General features: G+C 56.8%; 17 protein-coding genes. 15 read left to right on the forward strand and 2 right to left on the reverse strand.

Annotation, left to right across the window (positions count from 1 at the left end; translation table 11 throughout):
• Positions 1 to 50 precede the first annotated feature (50 nt).
• The 12 genes from CLR77_RS09310 to CLR77_RS09365 all read left to right on the forward strand — a co-directional run bounded on the left by CLR77_RS09310 (position 51) and on the right by CLR77_RS09365 (position 12,008).
• Positions 51 to 788 (forward strand): RNA polymerase sigma factor FliA, encoded by a 738-nt coding sequence (locus tag CLR77_RS09310; RefSeq protein ID WP_097460343.1) that lies wholly within the window; start codon positions 51 to 53, stop codon positions 786 to 788.
• Between the two features lie 87 nt (positions 789 to 875).
• On the forward strand, positions 876 to 1,262 hold the full coding sequence (gene cheY / locus CLR77_RS09315; RefSeq protein WP_097460344.1) for a chemotaxis response regulator CheY: 387 nt from the start codon (positions 876 to 878) through the stop codon (positions 1,260 to 1,262).
• A 22-nt stretch (positions 1,263 to 1,284) separates the two neighbouring features.
• On the forward strand, positions 1,285 to 2,079 hold the full coding sequence (locus CLR77_RS09320; RefSeq protein WP_097460345.1) for a protein phosphatase CheZ: 795 nt from the start codon (positions 1,285 to 1,287) through the stop codon (positions 2,077 to 2,079).
• Between the two features lie 11 nt (positions 2,080 to 2,090).
• Positions 2,091 to 4,361: a chemotaxis protein CheA gene (locus CLR77_RS09325; RefSeq protein WP_097460346.1), complete on the forward strand. Its 2,271-nt coding sequence runs from the start codon at positions 2,091 to 2,093 to the stop codon at positions 4,359 to 4,361.
• An 89-nt stretch (positions 4,362 to 4,450) separates the two neighbouring features.
• On the forward strand, positions 4,451 to 5,626 hold the full coding sequence (locus tag CLR77_RS09330) for a protein-glutamate methylesterase/protein-glutamine glutaminase (RefSeq protein ID WP_097460347.1): 1,176 nt from the start codon (positions 4,451 to 4,453) through the stop codon (positions 5,624 to 5,626).
• Positions 5,626 to 6,366, forward strand: coding sequence for a flagellar motor protein (locus CLR77_RS09335; RefSeq protein WP_097460348.1), 741 nt, complete (start codon positions 5,626 to 5,628; stop codon positions 6,364 to 6,366). Before CLR77_RS09330 ends, CLR77_RS09335 begins: the two co-directional genes overlap by 1 nt.
• Positions 6,363 to 7,157 (forward strand): flagellar motor protein MotD, encoded by a 795-nt coding sequence (gene motD, locus CLR77_RS09340; RefSeq protein ID WP_097460349.1) that lies wholly within the window; start codon positions 6,363 to 6,365, stop codon positions 7,155 to 7,157. Before CLR77_RS09335 ends, motD begins: the two co-directional genes overlap by 4 nt.
• A gap of 206 nt (positions 7,158 to 7,363) precedes the next feature.
• Positions 7,364 to 8,170, forward strand: coding sequence for a ParA family protein (locus tag CLR77_RS09345; protein WP_097460350.1), 807 nt, complete (start codon positions 7,364 to 7,366; stop codon positions 8,168 to 8,170).
• A gap of 72 nt (positions 8,171 to 8,242) precedes the next feature.
• Positions 8,243 to 9,196, forward strand: a complete 954-nt coding sequence (locus CLR77_RS09350) for a chemotaxis protein CheW (RefSeq protein ID WP_227519863.1) — start codon at positions 8,243 to 8,245, stop codon at positions 9,194 to 9,196.
• A gap of 165 nt (positions 9,197 to 9,361) precedes the next feature.
• On the forward strand, positions 9,362 to 9,850 hold the full coding sequence (locus tag CLR77_RS09355; protein ID WP_097460351.1) for a chemotaxis protein CheW: 489 nt from the start codon (positions 9,362 to 9,364) through the stop codon (positions 9,848 to 9,850).
• Between the two features lie 27 nt (positions 9,851 to 9,877).
• Positions 9,878 to 10,270: a DUF2802 domain-containing protein gene (locus tag CLR77_RS09360; RefSeq protein WP_097460352.1), complete on the forward strand. Its 393-nt coding sequence runs from the start codon at positions 9,878 to 9,880 to the stop codon at positions 10,268 to 10,270.
• 259 nt (positions 10,271 to 10,529) lie between these two features.
• Positions 10,530 to 12,008, forward strand: coding sequence for a SulP family inorganic anion transporter (locus CLR77_RS09365; RefSeq protein ID WP_097460353.1), 1,479 nt, complete (start codon positions 10,530 to 10,532; stop codon positions 12,006 to 12,008).
• 29 nt (positions 12,009 to 12,037) lie between these two features.
• Here CLR77_RS09365 and CLR77_RS09370 read toward each other — a convergent pair whose 3' ends face one another.
• Together CLR77_RS09370 and CLR77_RS09375 are read right to left on the reverse strand one after the other, a co-directional pair.
• The gene (locus CLR77_RS09370) at positions 12,038 to 12,946 is read right to left on the reverse strand and encodes an AraC family transcriptional regulator (protein WP_158227153.1); all 909 of its coding nucleotides are present in this window, start codon (positions 12,944 to 12,946) and stop codon (positions 12,038 to 12,040) included.
• A 269-nt stretch (positions 12,947 to 13,215) separates the two neighbouring features.
• On the reverse strand, positions 13,216 to 14,943 hold the full coding sequence (locus CLR77_RS09375) for a putative bifunctional diguanylate cyclase/phosphodiesterase (RefSeq protein WP_097460355.1): 1,728 nt from the start codon (positions 14,941 to 14,943) through the stop codon (positions 13,216 to 13,218).
• 210 nt (positions 14,944 to 15,153) lie between these two features.
• Here CLR77_RS09375 and CLR77_RS09380 point away from each other — a divergent pair, with 210 nt between their 5' ends.
• The 3 genes from CLR77_RS09380 to CLR77_RS09390 all read left to right on the forward strand — a co-directional run bounded on the left by CLR77_RS09380 (position 15,154) and on the right by CLR77_RS09390 (position 18,465).
• A complete protein-coding gene (locus CLR77_RS09380; RefSeq protein WP_097460356.1) occupies positions 15,154 to 16,812 on the forward strand; it encodes a methyl-accepting chemotaxis protein in 1,659 nt (552 codons plus the stop codon).
• A 253-nt stretch (positions 16,813 to 17,065) separates the two neighbouring features.
• Positions 17,066 to 17,269, forward strand: a complete 204-nt coding sequence (gene cspE / locus CLR77_RS09385; RefSeq protein ID WP_097460357.1) for a transcription antiterminator/RNA stability regulator CspE — start codon at positions 17,066 to 17,068, stop codon at positions 17,267 to 17,269.
• 296 nt (positions 17,270 to 17,565) lie between these two features.
• Entirely contained in the window at positions 17,566 to 18,465 is a 900-nt protein-coding gene (locus CLR77_RS09390; RefSeq protein WP_097460358.1) for an acyltransferase, read from the forward strand.
• The last annotated feature ends 23 nt before the right edge of the window (positions 18,466 to 18,488 follow it).

The raw sequence follows: 18,488 nt of genomic DNA on the forward strand, positions 1-18,488 counted from the left end.
GTTTTTGCGAACGACCGGGTTTTCAGGGCTGACAAGCGGTACCACGATCAATGACACTGGCGAAGGGCCTGGGGATCTATCATCAAGCGAGCGAGCGGGCTGCGGAGGCATTGGTGCGAAGCCATGCGCCGCTGGTCAAAAAGATCGCTTTGCATATGATGGCCCGGCTTCCTGATTCTGTGCTGCTGGAAGATTTGATGCAGGCCGGTATGATCGGGCTGCTTGAAGCTGCGCATAAGTACGAGCCTTCGCGGGGAGCTTCCTTCGAGACTTATGCGGGCATCCGTATTCGTGGAGCGATTGTCGACGAGATCCGTAAGGGTGACTGGGTCCCGCGCTCCGTGCACCGGAATGCGCGTCGTATTTCGGAAGCGATACGGGTGGTCGAGAGCCGCGAGCATCGAGATGCGCGTGACAATGAGATCGCGGCCGAAATGGGGCTGTCGATTTCCGATTACCACTCTTGTCTTGCTGATGCTGTCTGCGGCCGGCTGTTTAGCCTGGAAGCGTTGAGTGAGACCGGGGAAGCGCCACTGGATGAAGATGTGATGCACGGCGAGAACCCTCTCGACGGGCTTCAGCAGGAGGCCTTTCAGGCCAGCCTCGCCGACGCGATCGAAATGCTTCCTGAGCGGGAAAAATTAGTGCTCGCCCTGTATTACCAGGAAGAGCTGAATTTGAAGGAAATTGGTGCTGTACTTGGGGTCAGCGAGTCCCGGGTCAGCCAGATTCACAGCCAGGCGGCCATGCGTTTGCGTGCCCGTTTGCAGGATTGGCAGCAGGTTTGACTGGCTAGCCACGAACAACCAGCTAGACTTAGCGATAGGGCCATGAATTCTCGGGAATTCCAGGCTTGATTAACTCTGGAGGTCGCATTGGACAAGAATATGAAGATTCTCATCGTGGACGACTTCTCCACGATGCGGCGAATCATCAAGAATCTGTTGCGCGATCTAGGCTTCACCAATGTGGATGAAGCGGACGACGGCAATTCGGCTCTGCCCATGTTACAGACGGGCAAATATGACTTTCTGGTCACGGACTGGAACATGCCTGGAATGACAGGCATCGATCTGCTCAAGGCGGTTCGCGCCGACAATGGTTTGAAGAGTTTGCCGGTATTGATGGTCACCGCTGAAGCCAAGCGTGACCAGATCGTCGCAGCTGCTCAGGCCGGTGTGAACGGCTACGTAGTGAAGCCGTTTACTGCGGCGGTTCTTAAGGAGAAGATCGAGAAGATTTTCGAACGCATCCAGTCCTGATGAGAGGCTCGCAGGAACGGGCATGACCGATTCTAAAGAAAAAAGTAGGTCGAAGTTAGATCCCGAGTTCGAGGAGCAACTTCGCGAAAAAAGTGCGACGCTCAAGGACTTGGTAGATGCCGGAGATTTTCCGGCGGCCATGCGACAGATCAATGACCTTTGTGAGGTTCGGGATCAGAGCCTGTACCGTGAAGTCGGTCGGTTGACTCGCACCTTGCATGAATCGATTCGTAATTTTCATATCGACGCCCATAATTTGGAACAGCAGGCAGAGCTGTCCAAGATGGCGGATGCGTCGGATCGCTTGAAGTACGTTATCGACATGACCGGTCGTTCGGCCAACCGGACGATGGATCTGGTCGAAGCGACAATGCCTCTTGCCACCGCGTTGCGGGAAGAAGCGGCAGCCATCAGTGAAGACTGGCAGCGTCTTCGTCGGCGGGAAATGGAGCCGGCGGAGTTTCGCGAGTTGTATAAGCGGGTGGACGGCTTCCTTGGGCAGCTGACGACCGATGCCGACACCGTCTATGGAAACCTTTCGGAAATACTCCTGGCACAGGACTACCAGGATCTAACGGGGCAGGTTATTCAACGGGTGACCACCCTGGTCAGGGAGGTTGAGGATAACCTGGTTCAGCTCGTCGTCATGGCCAGTAACGTGGATAACATCACGGGTACGGTTCATGACATTGATAATGACAATAAAGACGAAGACGGCATCCGTGCCGAAGGGCCGCAACTTCATGTTGAAGGGCGAACGGACGTGGTGTCTGGTCAGGACGAAGTGGATGACCTGTTGTCCAGTCTTGGCTTTTGAGGAGCCGCTGCATGGCGTTTGATGCCGATGAAGAGATTTTACAGGACTTCCTAGTCGAGGCTGGAGAGATCCTGGAACAGCTATCGGAACAATTGGTGGACCTGGAGCAGAATCCGGACGACAGGGATTTGCTCAATGCCATCTTCCGTGGTTTTCACACCGTAAAAGGCGGGGCTGGCTTCCTGCAACTGGATGCTCTGGTCCATTGCTGCCATGCGGCCGAGAATGTATTCGACACCTTGCGGAATGGCAAGCGTCGGGTAACTTCCGACCTTATGGATATCGTCCTGCAGGCTTTGGACTCCGTCAACGCCATGTTCGACCAAGTGCGGAACATGGAAGAGCCAACTCCGGCCGATCCCGCGATGATCGAACAGCTCAATCAACTGGCTGAGCCGGAAGATGAAACCGCTGTGTCGGAGCCTGTCGAAGAGACGGTCGATGAGGTGGCGGAAGGGACGAGTGACGCCGATGAGCATGGCGACATCACCGATGACGAGTTCGAGCAATTGCTTGATGCGCTCGATGAAGAAAAGGCGCCGGCTGCCACCTCTGTCGCCGAAGCCGGTGGCGACAATATCACCGACGATGAATTCGAAGCGCTGCTCGACGAATTGCATGGTTCGGGCCAGCACCAAGGGGTGCCTGATTCGTCCGGGGACGCTGACGCTGCCTCGGCGAAAACGTCATCCGTCTCTGCAAATAGCGATGAAATCACTGACGATGAATTCGAAGCTTTGCTGGATCAATTGCATGGCAAAGGGAGTTTCAGTGGCGAAGTTGCGCAGAATGCCGAGCCTCCCAAGACCGCAGCAAAAGCCGATTCCTCCGCGAAGACGGATGAAAACGGCGAGCTGATTACGGACGATGAGTTCGAGCAGCTCCTCGACCAATTGCATGGCGAGGGTAAAGGGCCTTCCGTGGAGCCTTCGAATAAGGCCGGGCCGAAAGCCGCAGCCAAGTCCGATAAGCCTGCCAAGGGTGCCTCTGGCGCTGCGACGCCCAAAGCCAAGAACGAAAAACCTGCCGCATCGGCGAAGCCCGCTGCTGCCAAGGCGGCTGCGCCTGCCCGTGCCGCTGAAGACGAGCGATCCGCTGCCCCCCGTGAAACCGCTAATGCGGCGGACACCACGGTGCGAGTCGATACCAAGCGCCTCGACGATATCATGAACATGGTTGGCGAATTGGTGCTGGTGCGCAATCGGATGCAGCGTTTGAGCAACGAAATCGCGCATGAACATATGCAGAAGGCGGTTTCTAATCTGGATGTCGTGACCAGCGACCTGCAGTCTGCGGTCATGCAGACCCGGATGCAGCCGATCAAGAAAGTCTTCGGTCGCTTCCCGCGCGTCGTGCGGGATCTGGCGCGCAATCTCAAGAAAGAAATCAACCTGGTGCTCAAGGGTGAAGAAACCGATCTCGACAAGAACCTGGTCGAGGCGCTTTCCGATCCACTGGTCCACCTTGTTCGCAATGCTGTCGATCACGGTATCGAAATGCCGGATGAGCGTGAAGCCGCCGGTAAGTCCCGTACAGGCCGGATCATTCTTTCGGCAGAGCAGGAAGGTGATCATATCCTGCTCTCGATCGAAGACGACGGCGCCGGTATGGACCCTGACAAATTGCGCCAGAAGGCGGTCGACAAGGGGCTTTTCGATCCGGATGCTGCCGAGCGGCTGACGGTCACCGAGTGTTACAACATTATTTTCATGCCGGGCTTCTCGACCCGAGATCAGATTTCCGATGTCTCCGGGCGCGGTGTCGGCATGGACGTGGTCAAAACCAAGATCAGTCAGCTCAACGGTTCCATCAACATCCAGTCGGAGCTGGGCAAGGGCTCCCGGATCATGATCAAGGTGCCGTTGACCCTGGCGATTATGCCCACACTCATGGTTATGTTGGGGGATCAGTCCTTCGCTTTACCGTTGGTGAATGTCGTTGAAATTTTCCACCTTGATCTGACCAAGAAGAATATCGTTGACGGTCGCGAGTGTATTGTTGTCCGTGACCGGGTCTATCCCTTGTTCCACATCAAACGCTGGCTGGTGAAAGGGGCTCTCGGTGAAGTCGAGCCCGAGAACGGTCATGTGGTCATTGTTGCGATGGGCACTAAACGGGTGGGGTTCGTTGTTGATCAATTGATCGGTCAGGAAGAGGTGGTGATCAAGCCGCTGGGACGTATGTTGCACGGTACGCCAGGTATGGCTGGCGCGACGATTACCGGTGATGGACGTATTGCGCTGATTATCGACGTTCCGTCCCTTCTGCAGCGATACGCCTGAGTCATGGCGGTGGTATGTGACCGCCATGCTGCCCGGCACGGTCGGCAGGTGGGCTGCTATGGAGCGAATACATCCCGGGAGAGGATTGCATGACGGTTTCCGTCCTCGTTGTCGACGATTCTGGATTTTTCCGTAAGCGATTGACTGAAATTCTCAATGGCGCCGGCAGTATCAAGGTGGTCGGCACGGCCACCAATGGGCGAGAGGCCGTTGAGCTGGCTGAGAAGTTGCGGCCGGATGTTATTACCATGGATTATGAAATGCCGGTGATGGACGGCATCAGTGCTGTGAAGCAAATCATGGCGAACCGTCCAACACCGGTGTTGATGTTTTCCTCACTGACCTATGAAGGTGCGCGTGTCACGCTGGATGCGTTGGAGGCGGGCGCCGTCGATTATCTCCCCAAGAATTTCGAAGATATCGCGCAGAACGCCAGCCAACTCCAGAACGTTCTGAAGCAGCGGATTCTGGAAATTTCCCGTAGTCGTCCCGGTGTTCGCAGTGCCCGGCCAACTGCACCGGCACCCGCACCTGCGGCACCGACACCGACACCTTCGGCGTCAGCCGCGCGGCAGCCTTTGACGTCCGCTGCACCCAGCAGCCGAACGCGCCCGATTCAGCCCGAGCGAACTCCCCGTCAGGAACCTTCTGCGCCGGAGCGGCCCGTCCGTTCTGGCAGAAGGCCTGTGCCGCGTCACTACAATGTGGTGGCGATAGGGACTTCAACCGGTGGCCCCATTGCATTACAGCGTATTCTGACCAAGTTGCCGGCGCGTTTTCCGGCACCGATTGTGCTGGTTCAGCATATGCCTGCCAGCTTTACTCCGGCCTTTGCGGATCGTCTGAACAAACTCTGTCAGATAGAGGTGCGTCAGGCCGAAGATGGCGATGAACTCAAGCCGGGGCTGGCCCTGTTAGCTCCAGGCGGTAAGCAGATGCTGGTGGAGGGTAAGGGGAGTCACGGCAAGGTCCGTATTCTGCCGGGCGACGACCGTCTCAATTACAAACCCTGTGTCGACGTCACGTTCGGCTCCCTGGCGCGGACTTATCCGGGCAAGACGTTAGGCATCATCCTTACCGGCATGGGGGCGGACGGCAAGGACGGTTGTCGGTTGATGAAGGACTCCGGTTCGGTTGTCTGGTCCCAGGATGAGAAGAGTTGCGTCATCTATGGAATGCCCATGGCCGTGGCTCGTGCCGGCCTTTCAGATGAGGTTCTTTCACTGGAGGATTTTGCGCCGCGCCTGATTGAGGACGTCATCTAATGGATGTCCTGAGCCTGATCGGCGTCATCCTTGGATTTGCCGCCCTGTTGGGCGGCAATTTTCTGGAGGGCGGCAGTCTTGGCTCGTTGTATAACGGTCCTGCCATCCTGATCGTCGTCGGCGGTACCGTCGCGGCGACGATGCTGCAAACCTCCCGCCCTCTGTTGATACGCGCCCTGACGATGTTGCGTTGGGTGATCACGCCGCCCTATGTCGGCCTGGAAGACGGCATCGACAAGGTCATCGGATGGAGCATGAAGGCTCGCAAGGAAGGGTTGCTGGGGTTGGAGTCCCTGGCGGAAAAGGAGCCTGAGCGCTTTGCCCGTAAAGGATTGCAACTGCTGGTCGACGGTTCTGAAGCCGAAGCCATTCGCAGTATCCTGGAAGTGGAGCTGGAGTACCGCGAACAACGGGATTTCGATGCCTCCCGCGTCTATGAATCGATGGGCGGTTACTCGCCGACGATCGGTATTATCGGGGCGGTGATGGGCCTGATCCAGGTTATGACGAATCTTGAGGATCCCAGCACGTTGGGGCGGGGGATCGCGACGGCCTTCGTCGCCACCATCTACGGCGTCGCTTTTGCCAACCTGCTGCTTTTCCCTATCGCCAACAAGCTCCGGGGGGTGGTGAAGGAACGGTCTCGCTACGAAGAAATGATGATCGATGGGATCATTGCCATCGCGGAAGGTGAAAACCCGCGCTCGATCGAGTTGCGTCTGCGAGGCTTTTTGCAATGAAGCACGGGGTTCGCAGGAGAAGACGCTCTCCCGACGACCTGCACAACCGCGAGCGCTGGCTGGTTTCCTACGCGGATTTCATCACGCTGCTCTTTGCCTTCTTTGTGGTGATGTATTCCGTTTCGTCGGTCAATGAGGGCAAGTACAAGGTCCTCTCAGATACACTGGAAGGCATATTCAACGCCCCTCGAAAAGCTCCCCAGCCGGTTCCTGTTCCCAGCAAGGATACGACGCAGTCGGGACAGGTGCCTGAAGACCAGATTGTGACCCCTATCGCGGAAGCGCCGAAGAATGCCGAGGGGATCGAAGAGCGCCGCTCGGCGGAACTGAAGACTATCGCCAATAAGTTTGCCTCCCAGTTCGGTGCCCTGATGTCCCAGGGGCTGGTGACTGTCAGCGTCAACGACAAATGGATAAAGGTGTCGCTGCGCGACAGTCTGCTGTTTGCCAGTGGCGATGCTGAACCGCACTATGACGCCTTTCCCGTTGTCGAAAAAATCGCATCGATACTTCGCAATCATGACAACGGCATATTGGTGGAGGGGTTTACCGACAACCTGCCGATCAAAACCGGCCAGTACCCTTCCAACTGGGAGCTCTCAGCGGCGCGCGCCGCTACCATCGTTCGCCTGTTGGCGGCCTCTGGCATGGATGCCGAGCGGATGGCTGCGGTCGGTTTTGGCCAGTACCAGCCGGTGGCGCGCAACGACACGGCGGAAGGACGTCGCCGCAATCGACGTGTCGTCATCCTCATTTCACGTGATCCAAACGTCAGGGGCGCCTTGCAATAGGCGTTTGCGGTAAACTGGCATAGATCCTGAATTACTGTCCACAGGAAGGTCAGTGTCGGCAATGGCTTGCCGTACGGACTCATGTCCGTTCATCGTCGGCCGATAAGCTAAAAGCTGCGATGTTGGTTTCGGGTGCTGCGCGCAATAGCCAGGGCCCGTGTCGCGTCATTGACAAGTAGTGTGCACATCAAGACAGGAGAGCAGGCGTGCGTATCTGGGCGGTGGCCAATCAAAAAGGTGGGGTCGGCAAGACCACCACTGTGACGACTCTGGCGGGTTTGCTGGGCGAATCGGGCAAGCGTGTGTTGATGCTGGACCTGGATCCCCATGGCTCCCTGACCAGTTGGTTCGGGCACGATCCGGATACCATGGCGCACAGTGCTTTCGATCTGTTTCAGCATAATGGCAAGGTGCCGCAGGACCTGCCGGCGCAACTCCTCCAGGAAACACCGCTGAGTAATGTCTTCCTCATGCCGGCGTCGACGGCGCTGGCCACGCTGGAGCGACGGCTGATCGGTGTCGAAGGCATGGGTTTGATCATTTCCCGAGCCCTGGCGCAGCTCTGGGAGGACTTTGACTATGTGTTGATCGACAATTCGCCGTCCTTGGGTGTACTGATGATCAACGCTCTGGCGGCTGCCCAGCAGTTGCTGATTCCCGTGCAGACCGAATTCCTCGCCCTCAAGGGACTTGAGCGCATGCTGCATACCCTTGAAATGGTGATGCGCTCGCAAAAGAACAACCTCAAGTACGTCATTGTCCCGACGCTGTTCGATCGTCGTACCCAGGCATCAGTGCAGAGCCTTCGGGCCTTGCAGCAGCAATACGATGCCGATCATTTATGGCGCTTTGCCATTCCTGTCGATACCCGTTTCCGTGACGCCAGCCGGATGGGGACCTTCCCGTCGGTGTTCGACGCGGAGACGCATGGCGTAAGAGCCTACAAGCGCCTGCTGTTGGATCTGCAAGCCAATTACGAAGTGCCGGCACAGCCGCAGACCCGTTCCGCCTAGTTTGCCGCTGACAATATTTTGACAGTGTAAATAGAAAGCCTTGTTCCTCCTAACGTGATTTCGGGAGCCGGAGTGAGTTCAAACGACGCCAACGATTCCAGTACGCCGAATGGTGCATTAGCCAGCTATCTGGATGAGCTGTTGCACAGTGCCACCACGCGCACTATGGACGACGAGCCTGCAGAAGCTTCTGAGACCTCGGCTGCGCGGCACGTTCAGGGCAGTGGTCGCGTGTCTTCCTCTGAAGAGTCGACGCGGACGACCGTTCGTCAGGTGGCAGGGCAACGGGTACCGGCGCCGGTCGCGGTGATGCCCAAAATTGCGCCGCCTCCGTTAAAGGTTGCTCCGGCACCGCCGAAAACGGCACCGCAAACCCGAACCGAAACGCCAACGAAAGTGGCTCCTGAAACAACGGTTCCGCAAGCGCGCACGAAAACTGAACAGCCTGCTCCTTTAGCAACACCCAAGGTCAAGGCTCGGGCGGCGGAAACCGTTCAAGCCCAGCGTACGGAAACCGAGGCACCCACCGATGGCGGCAGGCCACAGGGGCCGACTGAGCGACCGGAGTGGTCCCGTCACCCTTTCGAATGCCTGCTGTTCAAGGTTGCTGGGCTACAATTGGCCGTACCATTGGTTTTGCTCGGGGCCATTCACCGTATCGACCGGGAGCTGACCGAATTGCCGGGCCGTCCGCGCTGGTTCCTGGGAATGCTGCCGCTGGGCGAACGTAATATCCGGGTTGTAGATACTGCCGCCTGGGTTATGCCGGGTCGTTATCCCGAAGGTTGTGCCGAAAACTACAAGTTGGTGATCAGTCTTGATGACAGCGATTGGGGGCTGGCTTGTGATGAAGTGGCGCAATCGTTCACGCTTAACCCTGATGACGTCAAGTGGCGACAGGGCGCCGGCAAGCGTCCCTGGCTGGCCGGAACGGTGATTAAACACATGTGTGCCTTGATTGATGTGGGGGCAATGGCTACCTTGCTGGCACGGGCTGAGCAGGAGCGGCGCCTGGATCTGAATTGAAAATGCCGGTTACGACGCTGTCGGGACTGGCACAGTTTGTGCCCTGTTCTATAGTAAAGGGCACTGGCGATGAAAATTTGACGCGCGCGAGCAGCCCTGAAACATCGAACGATGCGAATGGGTCACAGGTTGTTCGCCCGCATAGCGCACCGGAGAGTTTCAGGTATGGCTGCCCAAAGCGGAAATAATAGTCAGGCGTCCCAAGATACGATGTTGCAGTACGTGACCTTCAGGCTGGATGACGAGACCTATGGCATTAATGTCATGCGTATCCAGGAAGTGTTGCGGTATACGGAGATAGCGCCGGTCCCCGGTGCCCCGGACTACGTCTTGGGAATCATTAACCTGCGCGGCAACGTGGTGACGGTTATCGACACCCGCCGCCGTTTCGGGTTGATGGATGCCGAGGTGACGGATGCCACCCGCATAGTGGTGATCGAGGCGGAAAACCAGGTGATCGGTATCCTGGTCGATTCGGTGGCCGAGGTGGTCTATCTCCGTCAGAGTGAGATTGAAACCACGCCCAACGTGGGGAACGAGGAAAGTGCCAAGTTCATCCAGGGCGTTTGCAACAAGAACGGTGAACTCATCATTCTGGTTGAGTTCGACAAGATGCTTTCGGACGAGGAGTGGGCAGACGTCGCCTCCCTCTGATCCGGCTCACTGATCGGGAGGTGACACGTGACTGACTGGCTGACTTTATTGCCCTGGGCCATTACTGCGGTTGCAGTGGTTTTGCTGGGAATCCAGACGGTACTGCTACGCAGGCGACTCGATCGCCAGGACGAACGCCTGAAGGGCGGGCTTGAAATCCAGGGGCGCGAACTTCACGCGCTGACCAGCGGCAGTATTGGTGTTGGCCGTCGCGTGCAGGAGTGTGAAAAGCAGTTGCATCAGCTGCAAAGCACGATTGAGGAAATGCGTCAGAACGATCCGTTGCGTATTTCCTACGATGAGGCGTCACGGCTTGTGGAGTTGGGCGCTGACATCGAAGACCTGATGAACTCCTGCGGCATATCCCGCCCTGAAGCCGAGTTGGTTTCTGCTCTCCACAAGCGGCGTAGTGCGGCCTGAGCCCATAGGTTAAACCCCACTTCCCGAGATCCCATCCAAGGGGCGGACATTCTCCGTCCCTTGATTATCCGTGCCTTTCCCCTCTTGCTGTGTTATTGTCGCGCGCCCCGATAAGGAAACGGTTAACTCTGTGATGTTTGTTGTATCCAGCCTGACGCCACCCTAGTTCTCATTCATCTATTCCATCGTTCATTGTCCCTGTAACCGCGGCTAATACCGTGACGGGATGCTTTTGACTTTCCGAATTGAGTGAGACGGCATGTTCGACCTGAAAAACTATTCTACCGCTAATGCAAAGAACGACGTCCTTTCCGGTTCTGTCGTTGCGTTAGCGCTGATTCCTGAAGCTGTGGCTTTTTCGCTGGTTGTCGGGTTTTCGCCGACAGTGGGCCTCTATACCGCCTTTATGCTGGGACTGATTACCGCCCTGATCGGTGGTAAACCGGGCATGATCAGCGGCGCTACCGGCTCCATGGTGGTGGTGATGGCGTCACTGGCGGAGGCGCACGGCCTGCAATATGTGCTCTGGACCACGGTGTTGACCGGCCTGATCCAGATCGGTATCGGTGTAGCCCGCCTCGGTAAGCTGATTCGCCTGGTGCCGCAGCCAGCGATTTTCGGATTCGTCAATGGGCTGGCGATTGTGATCATGTTGGCGCAGTTACCCATGTTTAAGGGCGAAACCTGGGTGATGGGGGCGTTGGTCGCGCTGACGATGGCCATTGTGGCAATCCTGCCGCGTTTTACCAAAGTTGTTCCGGCTTCCCTGGTGGCTATCGCCATTGTCACTACGCTGGTGATCGGGTTGGGATTGCATACCAAGAGAGTGGGGGATCTGGCGGATATCAGCGGTCATTTCCCCGTTTTCCATATCCCAATGGCGCCTCTGAACTTCGAGACCTTTAAGATCATCGTGCCCTACGCGGTTATCCTGGCACTGGTTGGATTGATCGAGTCTTTGCTGACGCTGAGTGTGCTGGATGAAATCGGCGGCAAGCGGGGCAGCGGCAATAAGGAATGCGTAGCGCAAGGGGTTGGGAATCTGACCTGTGGTTTCTTTGGCGGCATGGCAGGTTGTGCCATGATCGGCCAGTCCATGATCAACTTTACCTCCGGCGGTTTGACGCGCCTGTCCAGCTTCACTGCGGCTGTGCTCCTGATTACATTCGTTGTCGTCCTGGCACCGCATATCGCCCTGTTACCGGTTGCGGCCCTGGTCGGGATCATGTTTATGGTCTGCATCGAAACCTTCGAGTGGGCCAGCTTTCAACGTCTCGCCCGGATGCCGCGAGCCGATGCCTTTGTGCTTGTCACGGTGACGGTGGTCACGGTCTTCTCGGATCTGGCTGTTGCGGTGATTGTGGGCGTGATCATCTCGGCACTGGTTTTCGCCTGGCAGCATGCACGCATCACCATCGAAAATAAGCGGGACCTCGACGATACCCGTATCTATGAACTTGAAGGGCCCTTGTTCTTTGGGTCGGCCACGGCTTTCGTCCAGTTGTTCGATCCGGAAAACGATCCGGAAAACGTGGTTATCGACTTCAATCACACGCGAGTAATGGATTCCAGCGGTGTGGAAGCGATTGATAAGCTGACAAAGCAGTATATCGAGATAGGGAAGCGGGTATCGCTCCGCCACTTGTCAGAGGACTGTATCGCATTGCTCAAACAGGCCGGGCCTTTCTGCTCCCATGAGCTCGATAGCCCCACCTACAAAGTGGCTGCTGACGTTTGATCGCTCGTCAGCAGCGACCTGCAGTGCCGTTATTCCCGTGCATCACAGGCGTACCACAGGTCGCAGGCGTCTGCGTTGCAACCGTCTGCGGCATGCATGAGGTCGGTGCAGTCTATGGGCGGGGCAACTGCGGTGCGCTGAGCGCGAGCTGTAGTGGCGCTCGGCAGCTCCCCGAAGAGGTTCCGATACTGGGTGGCAAACCGGCCCAGGTGGAAAAATCCCTCATTGGTGGCGTGCCAGGCGACGGGGTTTTGCTGGGGGACGTCGCAGAGCAATGCCAGCCGGACCCTGGCCAGTTTACAGTTGCGATGAAAGCGGTAGGGCGTGGTGCCAAACGTGCGCTCGAAGCCGTAATACAGGGCCCTCAAGCTCATCCCCGCCAACTCACAGAGCTGTTCCGGCTCGTATTCCCAACGTTGTTGTTGCTCTATAAAATCCGCGACCCGTTGTAAGCGCGGGTCGATCCGCTGTGTCGATGGCGGCGGAATAGGCGAGCCCGACGCGTGTAGCGAAAGGGCGTTGATCAGCCGAGCGCGAAGCCTGCCCATTTTTTGCCGGATATCGTGGATTCCCTGCGCAAACTTTATCGTTTGCATCTGTTCGCAGATCAGTTGGCTCAGTATCCGCCGAAGTCTGCGGGTCGGGCGGCGGCGAGCAGCATCGAACAATGCCTGGAGGTCACCGGGCGTCTCCTCTGCCAATTCGTGGACATGCACCAGATAATGGGCCGATGGCAGCGGCAGTAGCCCTTCGAGCACCTGTCTTGCGTCTGGGAAAACGACGTCGAAGGCTTCGACATCCCGGACCCGGTTATTGAATTTGATCAGGGTTCTCTGCGTGAATACCGCGAGGTATTCAGAGGCCGGTAGTTGGCCGGATATGCGTACGGGCTGATCGAAGTCGATATAGCTCACCTCGATGCCGACGTGTCCGGCCACAGCCCAGAAAGCATCGCGCGTTCGCCGTACGGGGGTTTTGCAAGGGCAGAGCCTCAGCGGACTTGTATTGTTCTGTTGAAAGGCTTCCACCAGATTCTGCAGTCGAGATCCTGCATGTTGGGCAATGACCTGGAGACTGATATCCCGGGCTAGGCAGCGCATAGTGATTTACAACGCGGTGTTATAGGGAGAAAGGGTCGGGGAATAACCATGACCAAGCTAAGGTTTTTAGGAAGGAACGTATACCCGTTTTTTGCATATGGGCTCCATTATTTGACGAACTGTTCATCATTGTTGACGGTTGGATTGCCAATTGGCTGCGCCAGGTGAGGGGCGGTTAGGAGATCGGCGAACGGGAGGGGGTGGGACAGCCAGAAACCCTGACCCACGTCGCATCCGTCGGTGCTGAGTTGCCGGCACTGCTGGGCGTTTTCGATTCCCTCCGCCACCACTCTCAGGTCGAGCCCCCGGGCCATGGCGACGATGGCTTTGATGATGGCCGCATCCTGAACGTTTCGGTCCAGTTCGCGGATAAAGCAGCGATCGATTTTCAGCGTATCTACCGGTAGCCGTCGCAGGTAACCCAGCGCAGAATAGCCGGTTCCGAAGTCGTCGATAGCAATGCTGTATCCGGCTTGCCGAAGGTCGCGAAGACCTTGTGGAAACTTTTCCGATTGCCGCATCAGCTGGGTCTCTGTGATTTCGAGTTCTATGTCCATGCCCAGGGCTACGCAACGCTGCTGGAGCGGTTCCAGGACGGGCAACAGGATGGCATTGGGAATCTGCAGTGCCGAAACGTTCAGGCACAGGCGGTGGCGGCTGAAAATGTCAGTTGGCGCACCGGCTATGTCTCTCATGACGGCTTCGACCAGCCGTAGCGTAAGGGGCTGAATCAGGCTGTGATTTTCCGCAATCGGGATGAATTCGGCTGGAGATACTATTCCCAGTACAGGGCTGTGCCAACGGAGCAGTACCTCCATTCCGATTCGCTGTTGAGAGGCAAGGTCGAACTGCGGTTGATAGACCGCGGAGAAAGCTTTGGGCGTTCGTTCCAGTTCCTGACGAAGCGTCGTGGCGACCAGGTTGGCTCGCAGAATCGGTGCAAAAAGGTCCGGGCTGAAATAACGGGCCTGCCCACGTCCGCTTTCCTTGGCGGCATAGAGGGCAATGTCCGCGTTGCGTATCAGGGTTTCGACATCGCTGCCATCTTCCGGGTGGCGGGCAGCGCCGATGGTCACGGAGATATAACGCGGCTCTCCTTCAATCATCAGTGGGGTTTCAAAGGCCTGTGTCATCCGTTTGCAGAGGTCGCCGAGACTGCTGCTCTCCGCGCAGTCATCCAGCAGCACGACGAACTCATCTCCGGCGAAGCGGGCCACCACGTCGCTGTCCCGGAGGGTGCTGCTCAGTCGTTGGGCGACCGCCCGGATCACATTGTCGCCGTATGGGTGTCCGTAGACGTCATTGAACTGCTTGAAGTGATCGATATCGACGAACAGGAGGGCACAAGGCCGGTTTTGGCGCACGCTCTGGCGGAGTCGTGCCCGAACGAGATCTTCGAACAGGGCGCGATTGGGTAGCTCCGTAAGGTGGTCATAGCAGGCGAAGCGGCGCAAATCGCTTCGAATGTTTTCAAAGGCGCTAAGGTCGGAAAATTGTCCGGCGTAATAGGTCGCCTGTCCTTCCTGCACTCTGATGATATTGAGCCATTCCGGGTAGACCTGTCCGTCCTTGCGTCGATTCCACACCAAACCCTGCCAGCGGCCACGTTGCTCGATAGTTTTCCACATACGCTGGTAGAACTCCGGCCCATGGTAGCCGGAACTGAGCAGTGACGGGCGTTGTCCCTGGACTTCTTTGGAGTGATAGCCCGTTGTCGCCTCAAAGGCCGCATTGACGTAGACAATGCTCAGGTCCTCCTGAGTCACCATCAATGCTTCCGCTGAAAGCTCGCAAATATGGTGGAACAGCTGCGGTTGTTCACTTATCGACACCATGCCGTTACTCCTTGTGCATGCTTACACGATAGGTGTCTGAAAATTGGGTTGCCTAGCCAATTTTTGCAGGCTTCTTGTTGTTAGTGAGAATCTTTCAACTTGCAAAAAATGGCTTTTTATCGCGAGGCTGAACTGCCTAACTGAATCGGAAGGACGCGTAGTGAGACGTTCTGACAATCAGGAATTACCCATAGGAGGGGTCTTTGAGCTATGCGACGCAATCATCCGGTTACCCAGCGGGAGGTTATTGTCCCTTCCGGCCAGCAGTTGATTACAACAACCAATTTGAAAGGGGTCATCACTGACGTTAACGACGATTTTGTCGCGGTGTCCGGTTTTTCTCGCGATGAGTTGATCGGTCAGGCTCATAACATCATCCGGCACCCGGATATGCCGCAGGAGGCGTTTGCCGACCTCTGGCTTTGTCTCAAGATGGGGCGTTCATGGAAGGGCGTCGTTAAGAACCGTTGCAAGAATGGCGATCATTATTGGGTGGATGCCTATGTGACGCCGATTCGCCGTCATGGCGCTATCGTAGAATACCAGTCGGTGCGGGTTACCCCTGAACGGGAGCAGGTCCGGCGGGCTGAATCCCTATATGCGGTCTGGCGGCAGGGAAAGCTTCCGCTGGCCCTTCGCTTGCCACGCATGGGCCTCTGGAGACGGGTTTGCGCAGGAGGTTTGCTGCCGGCCATCGGATTTGCGTCAGTCGGCTATGCCATCAACCTGTCTGCCGCCCTATTGGTGGCGGCAACCTATGTTTCGGGGCTTGCGGTTTTGGGGCTTGCGATGGGGCCGCTGTTTCGGTTGGAGCGCGAAGCCGGTGGCGGCTCCGCAGCGCGCATAATGAGTTATATCTATACCGGACGGCAGGATGAAGTGGGGTTGGTGCGATTTGCGATAGAGCGTCGATGCTCGGAGTTACTTGCCGTGGCCGCGCGCATATTTTACAGCAGTGGCTTTTTGCGTGATGCCACCGAGCGGTCACAGCAACTGACGATAGAGTCGGCCGCCAGCGTCGAGCAGCAACAACGGGATGTCGCGGAAATCTGTCGTGCCGCGGAGCATCTGGCCCAGAGTGTCCATGAAGTGGCGACGCGAGCGGCGCAGTCGAGTGAAACCGCGGGCCAATCCGTGGCTCGTACCGAGGAAGGGCAGGGGCTGGTGAGCCAGGTCAGTGCAGCGGTGGAGAGTCTGGCGCAAAACCTGGAAGGTGCCCGGCAGCGTATTGCCCAGTTGGAGGCGCGTAGCGAGGAGATCGGGACCGTGGTCGATGTCATTCGCGATGTTGCTGAACAAACGAACCTGTTGGCGTTGAACGCGGCTATTGAAGCGGCTCGCGCGGGTGAGCAGGGGCGGGGCTTCGCGGTGGTGGCGGATGAAGTCCGTGCGCTGGCCCGGCGTACGCATGAGTCGACCCGAAAGATCGGTTCCATCGTGGAGGGGTTGCAGGCCGATACCGCGTCGGCGGTGATTGCTATCGATGAAAGCGTGATCACCGTCGGTGAAACCGTTCAATTGGGATACGGTGTCAGGGATTCGTTGCAGGAGACGCTTCAGGACGTCGAGCGTATCGCGCATTATATGCAGGATATCGCTGCTGCGAATGAGGAGCAGGCCACCTTGGGCGATCAGATGAAGCGTCAGGTGGAGCACCTGAATGATCTGTCGGAACAGTCGCTGGGTTGCAGTCATGCCGCCAGTCAGGAGGCTGATCAGCTCGGGCAGCGTATTGCCGACATCCATCTGCTGGCCAACCACTTCCTCGAAGAGTTGGCAACGGGCGCTTTCAAGCAGGAACCTGCACCGGCGATTACGCCCCAAAAGGATCGTCGGCCCATGGGAGAGCAGCCGCTTACGGCATCGTGATTTGCGGTTAGAGGAATGGAATCCTCGTCCTGTTGAATGTGTCGCTGTCGTATAACAAGTGGACAACGACTTTCTCTGCTCCGATCAAAAAATAGTGGTGGTACGAAAGTAAGAACTCGCCTATAGTTGCTCGAGTACAGTTATTGGTTATTTGAGTAGTTCCTCGCAGATACTTCCCGAATGCCCTTCCCATTACCTGTACTGTGAACATGATCCAATAGTCTGATTATTGAAGGTAAAAGGTAGATAAATAATGGCTACAGGTACCGTAAAGTGGTTTAACGAATCCAAAGGTTTTGGTTTCATCTCTCAGGCTGATGGCGGTCCGGACGTATTCGTCCACTTCAGCGCTATCCAGGGGTCCGGCTTCAAAACCCTGGCGGAAGGGCAGAAAGTGACCTTTACCGTGGAACAGGGTCCAAAAGGCCCTCAGGCGAGCAACGTCGTCCCCGAGTAAGGCTTGTAATACCGTATTAGCTGAAGTGCGCCTTCGGGCGCGTTTCCGGCAGACAGGAACGGGTTTTCATCTAACCATATCCTTGTGGGTATGAGTTGGATGCCCGTTCCTTTTTCGTTTTAAAATCCCTTTTCTGAAGACGGTAGCGGTTGTGCGTTGCCAGTCTTTTAGCACTGCATCCTCAATTTCCGCGGTTTTCCTGCAGTGTTCCCGCGATTCGCCTGGCCGTAAACATTCCCCTCGTAGTTGCGAGTGACTATGATGTCGGCCTATAGAGAAAACACAAGGTTGCATCCATGCTCACATTCTTGCCCGCCCCGGTCCGTGGGGTGATTGCCTCTTTATTACTCGCTATCAACACCGTCTTCTGGTGTGTGCTTCTTTATATTCCTGCGCTGCTGAAACTGATCCCGATTCACGGTTGGCGTGTTCTCTGTACCCGCGTCATTATCGTCATTTCCGAATGTTGGGTGGCTTGCAACAGCGGCTGGATGCGGCTGACACAGCGCACGCAATGGGATGTCGAAGGGCTTGATGATCTGAAGCGTGAAGGCTGGTATCTGGTGCTGAGCAACCATCAGAGCTGGGTCGATATCTTTGCGATGCAGCATGTCCTGAATCGGCGCATCCCGTTTCTCAAGTTTTTCCTGAAGAAAGAGCTGATCTGGGTTCCCGTTATTGGCCTGGCCTGGTGGGGGCTCGACTTTCCTTTTATGAAGCGTTACTCACCGGAGTATCTCGCCCGCCATCCTGAAAAGCGCGGTAAGGATATGGAAACCACGCGGCGAGCGTGCGCCAAATTCCGGACAACACCGGTCAGTGTGATGAATTTTATTGAAGGGACGCGCTATAGCCGTGCCAAGCACGACCGCCAGAAATCACCCTATCGTCACCTGTTGAGACCTAAGGCCGGCGGAGTGGCCTTTGTGCTGGATGCAATGGGGGATGCCCTGAATGAAACCCTGGATGTCACCATCGCTTACCCGGACGGCAGACCAACGCTGTGGGAGTTCCTCTGCGGCAAGGTGACTCGTATCACCATGCGGGTGGAACGTCGTCCGATTCCCGAGCCCTTACGCCGGCCAGACGATCTGGAAAGCAGTCATCGGGGGCAGGTCAAACTGTGGCTCGACGAACTGTGGCGCGCGAAGGACGACCAGTTGGATGGACTGCTGGGCGTGGATGTTCAAGACTGAACCGACTCGTTTTGTTTGCCTTC

It is taken from the genome of Mangrovitalea sediminis (assembly GCF_002514725.1).
Classification (GTDB): domain Bacteria; phylum Pseudomonadota; class Gammaproteobacteria; order Pseudomonadales; family Oleiphilaceae; genus Mangrovitalea; species Mangrovitalea sediminis.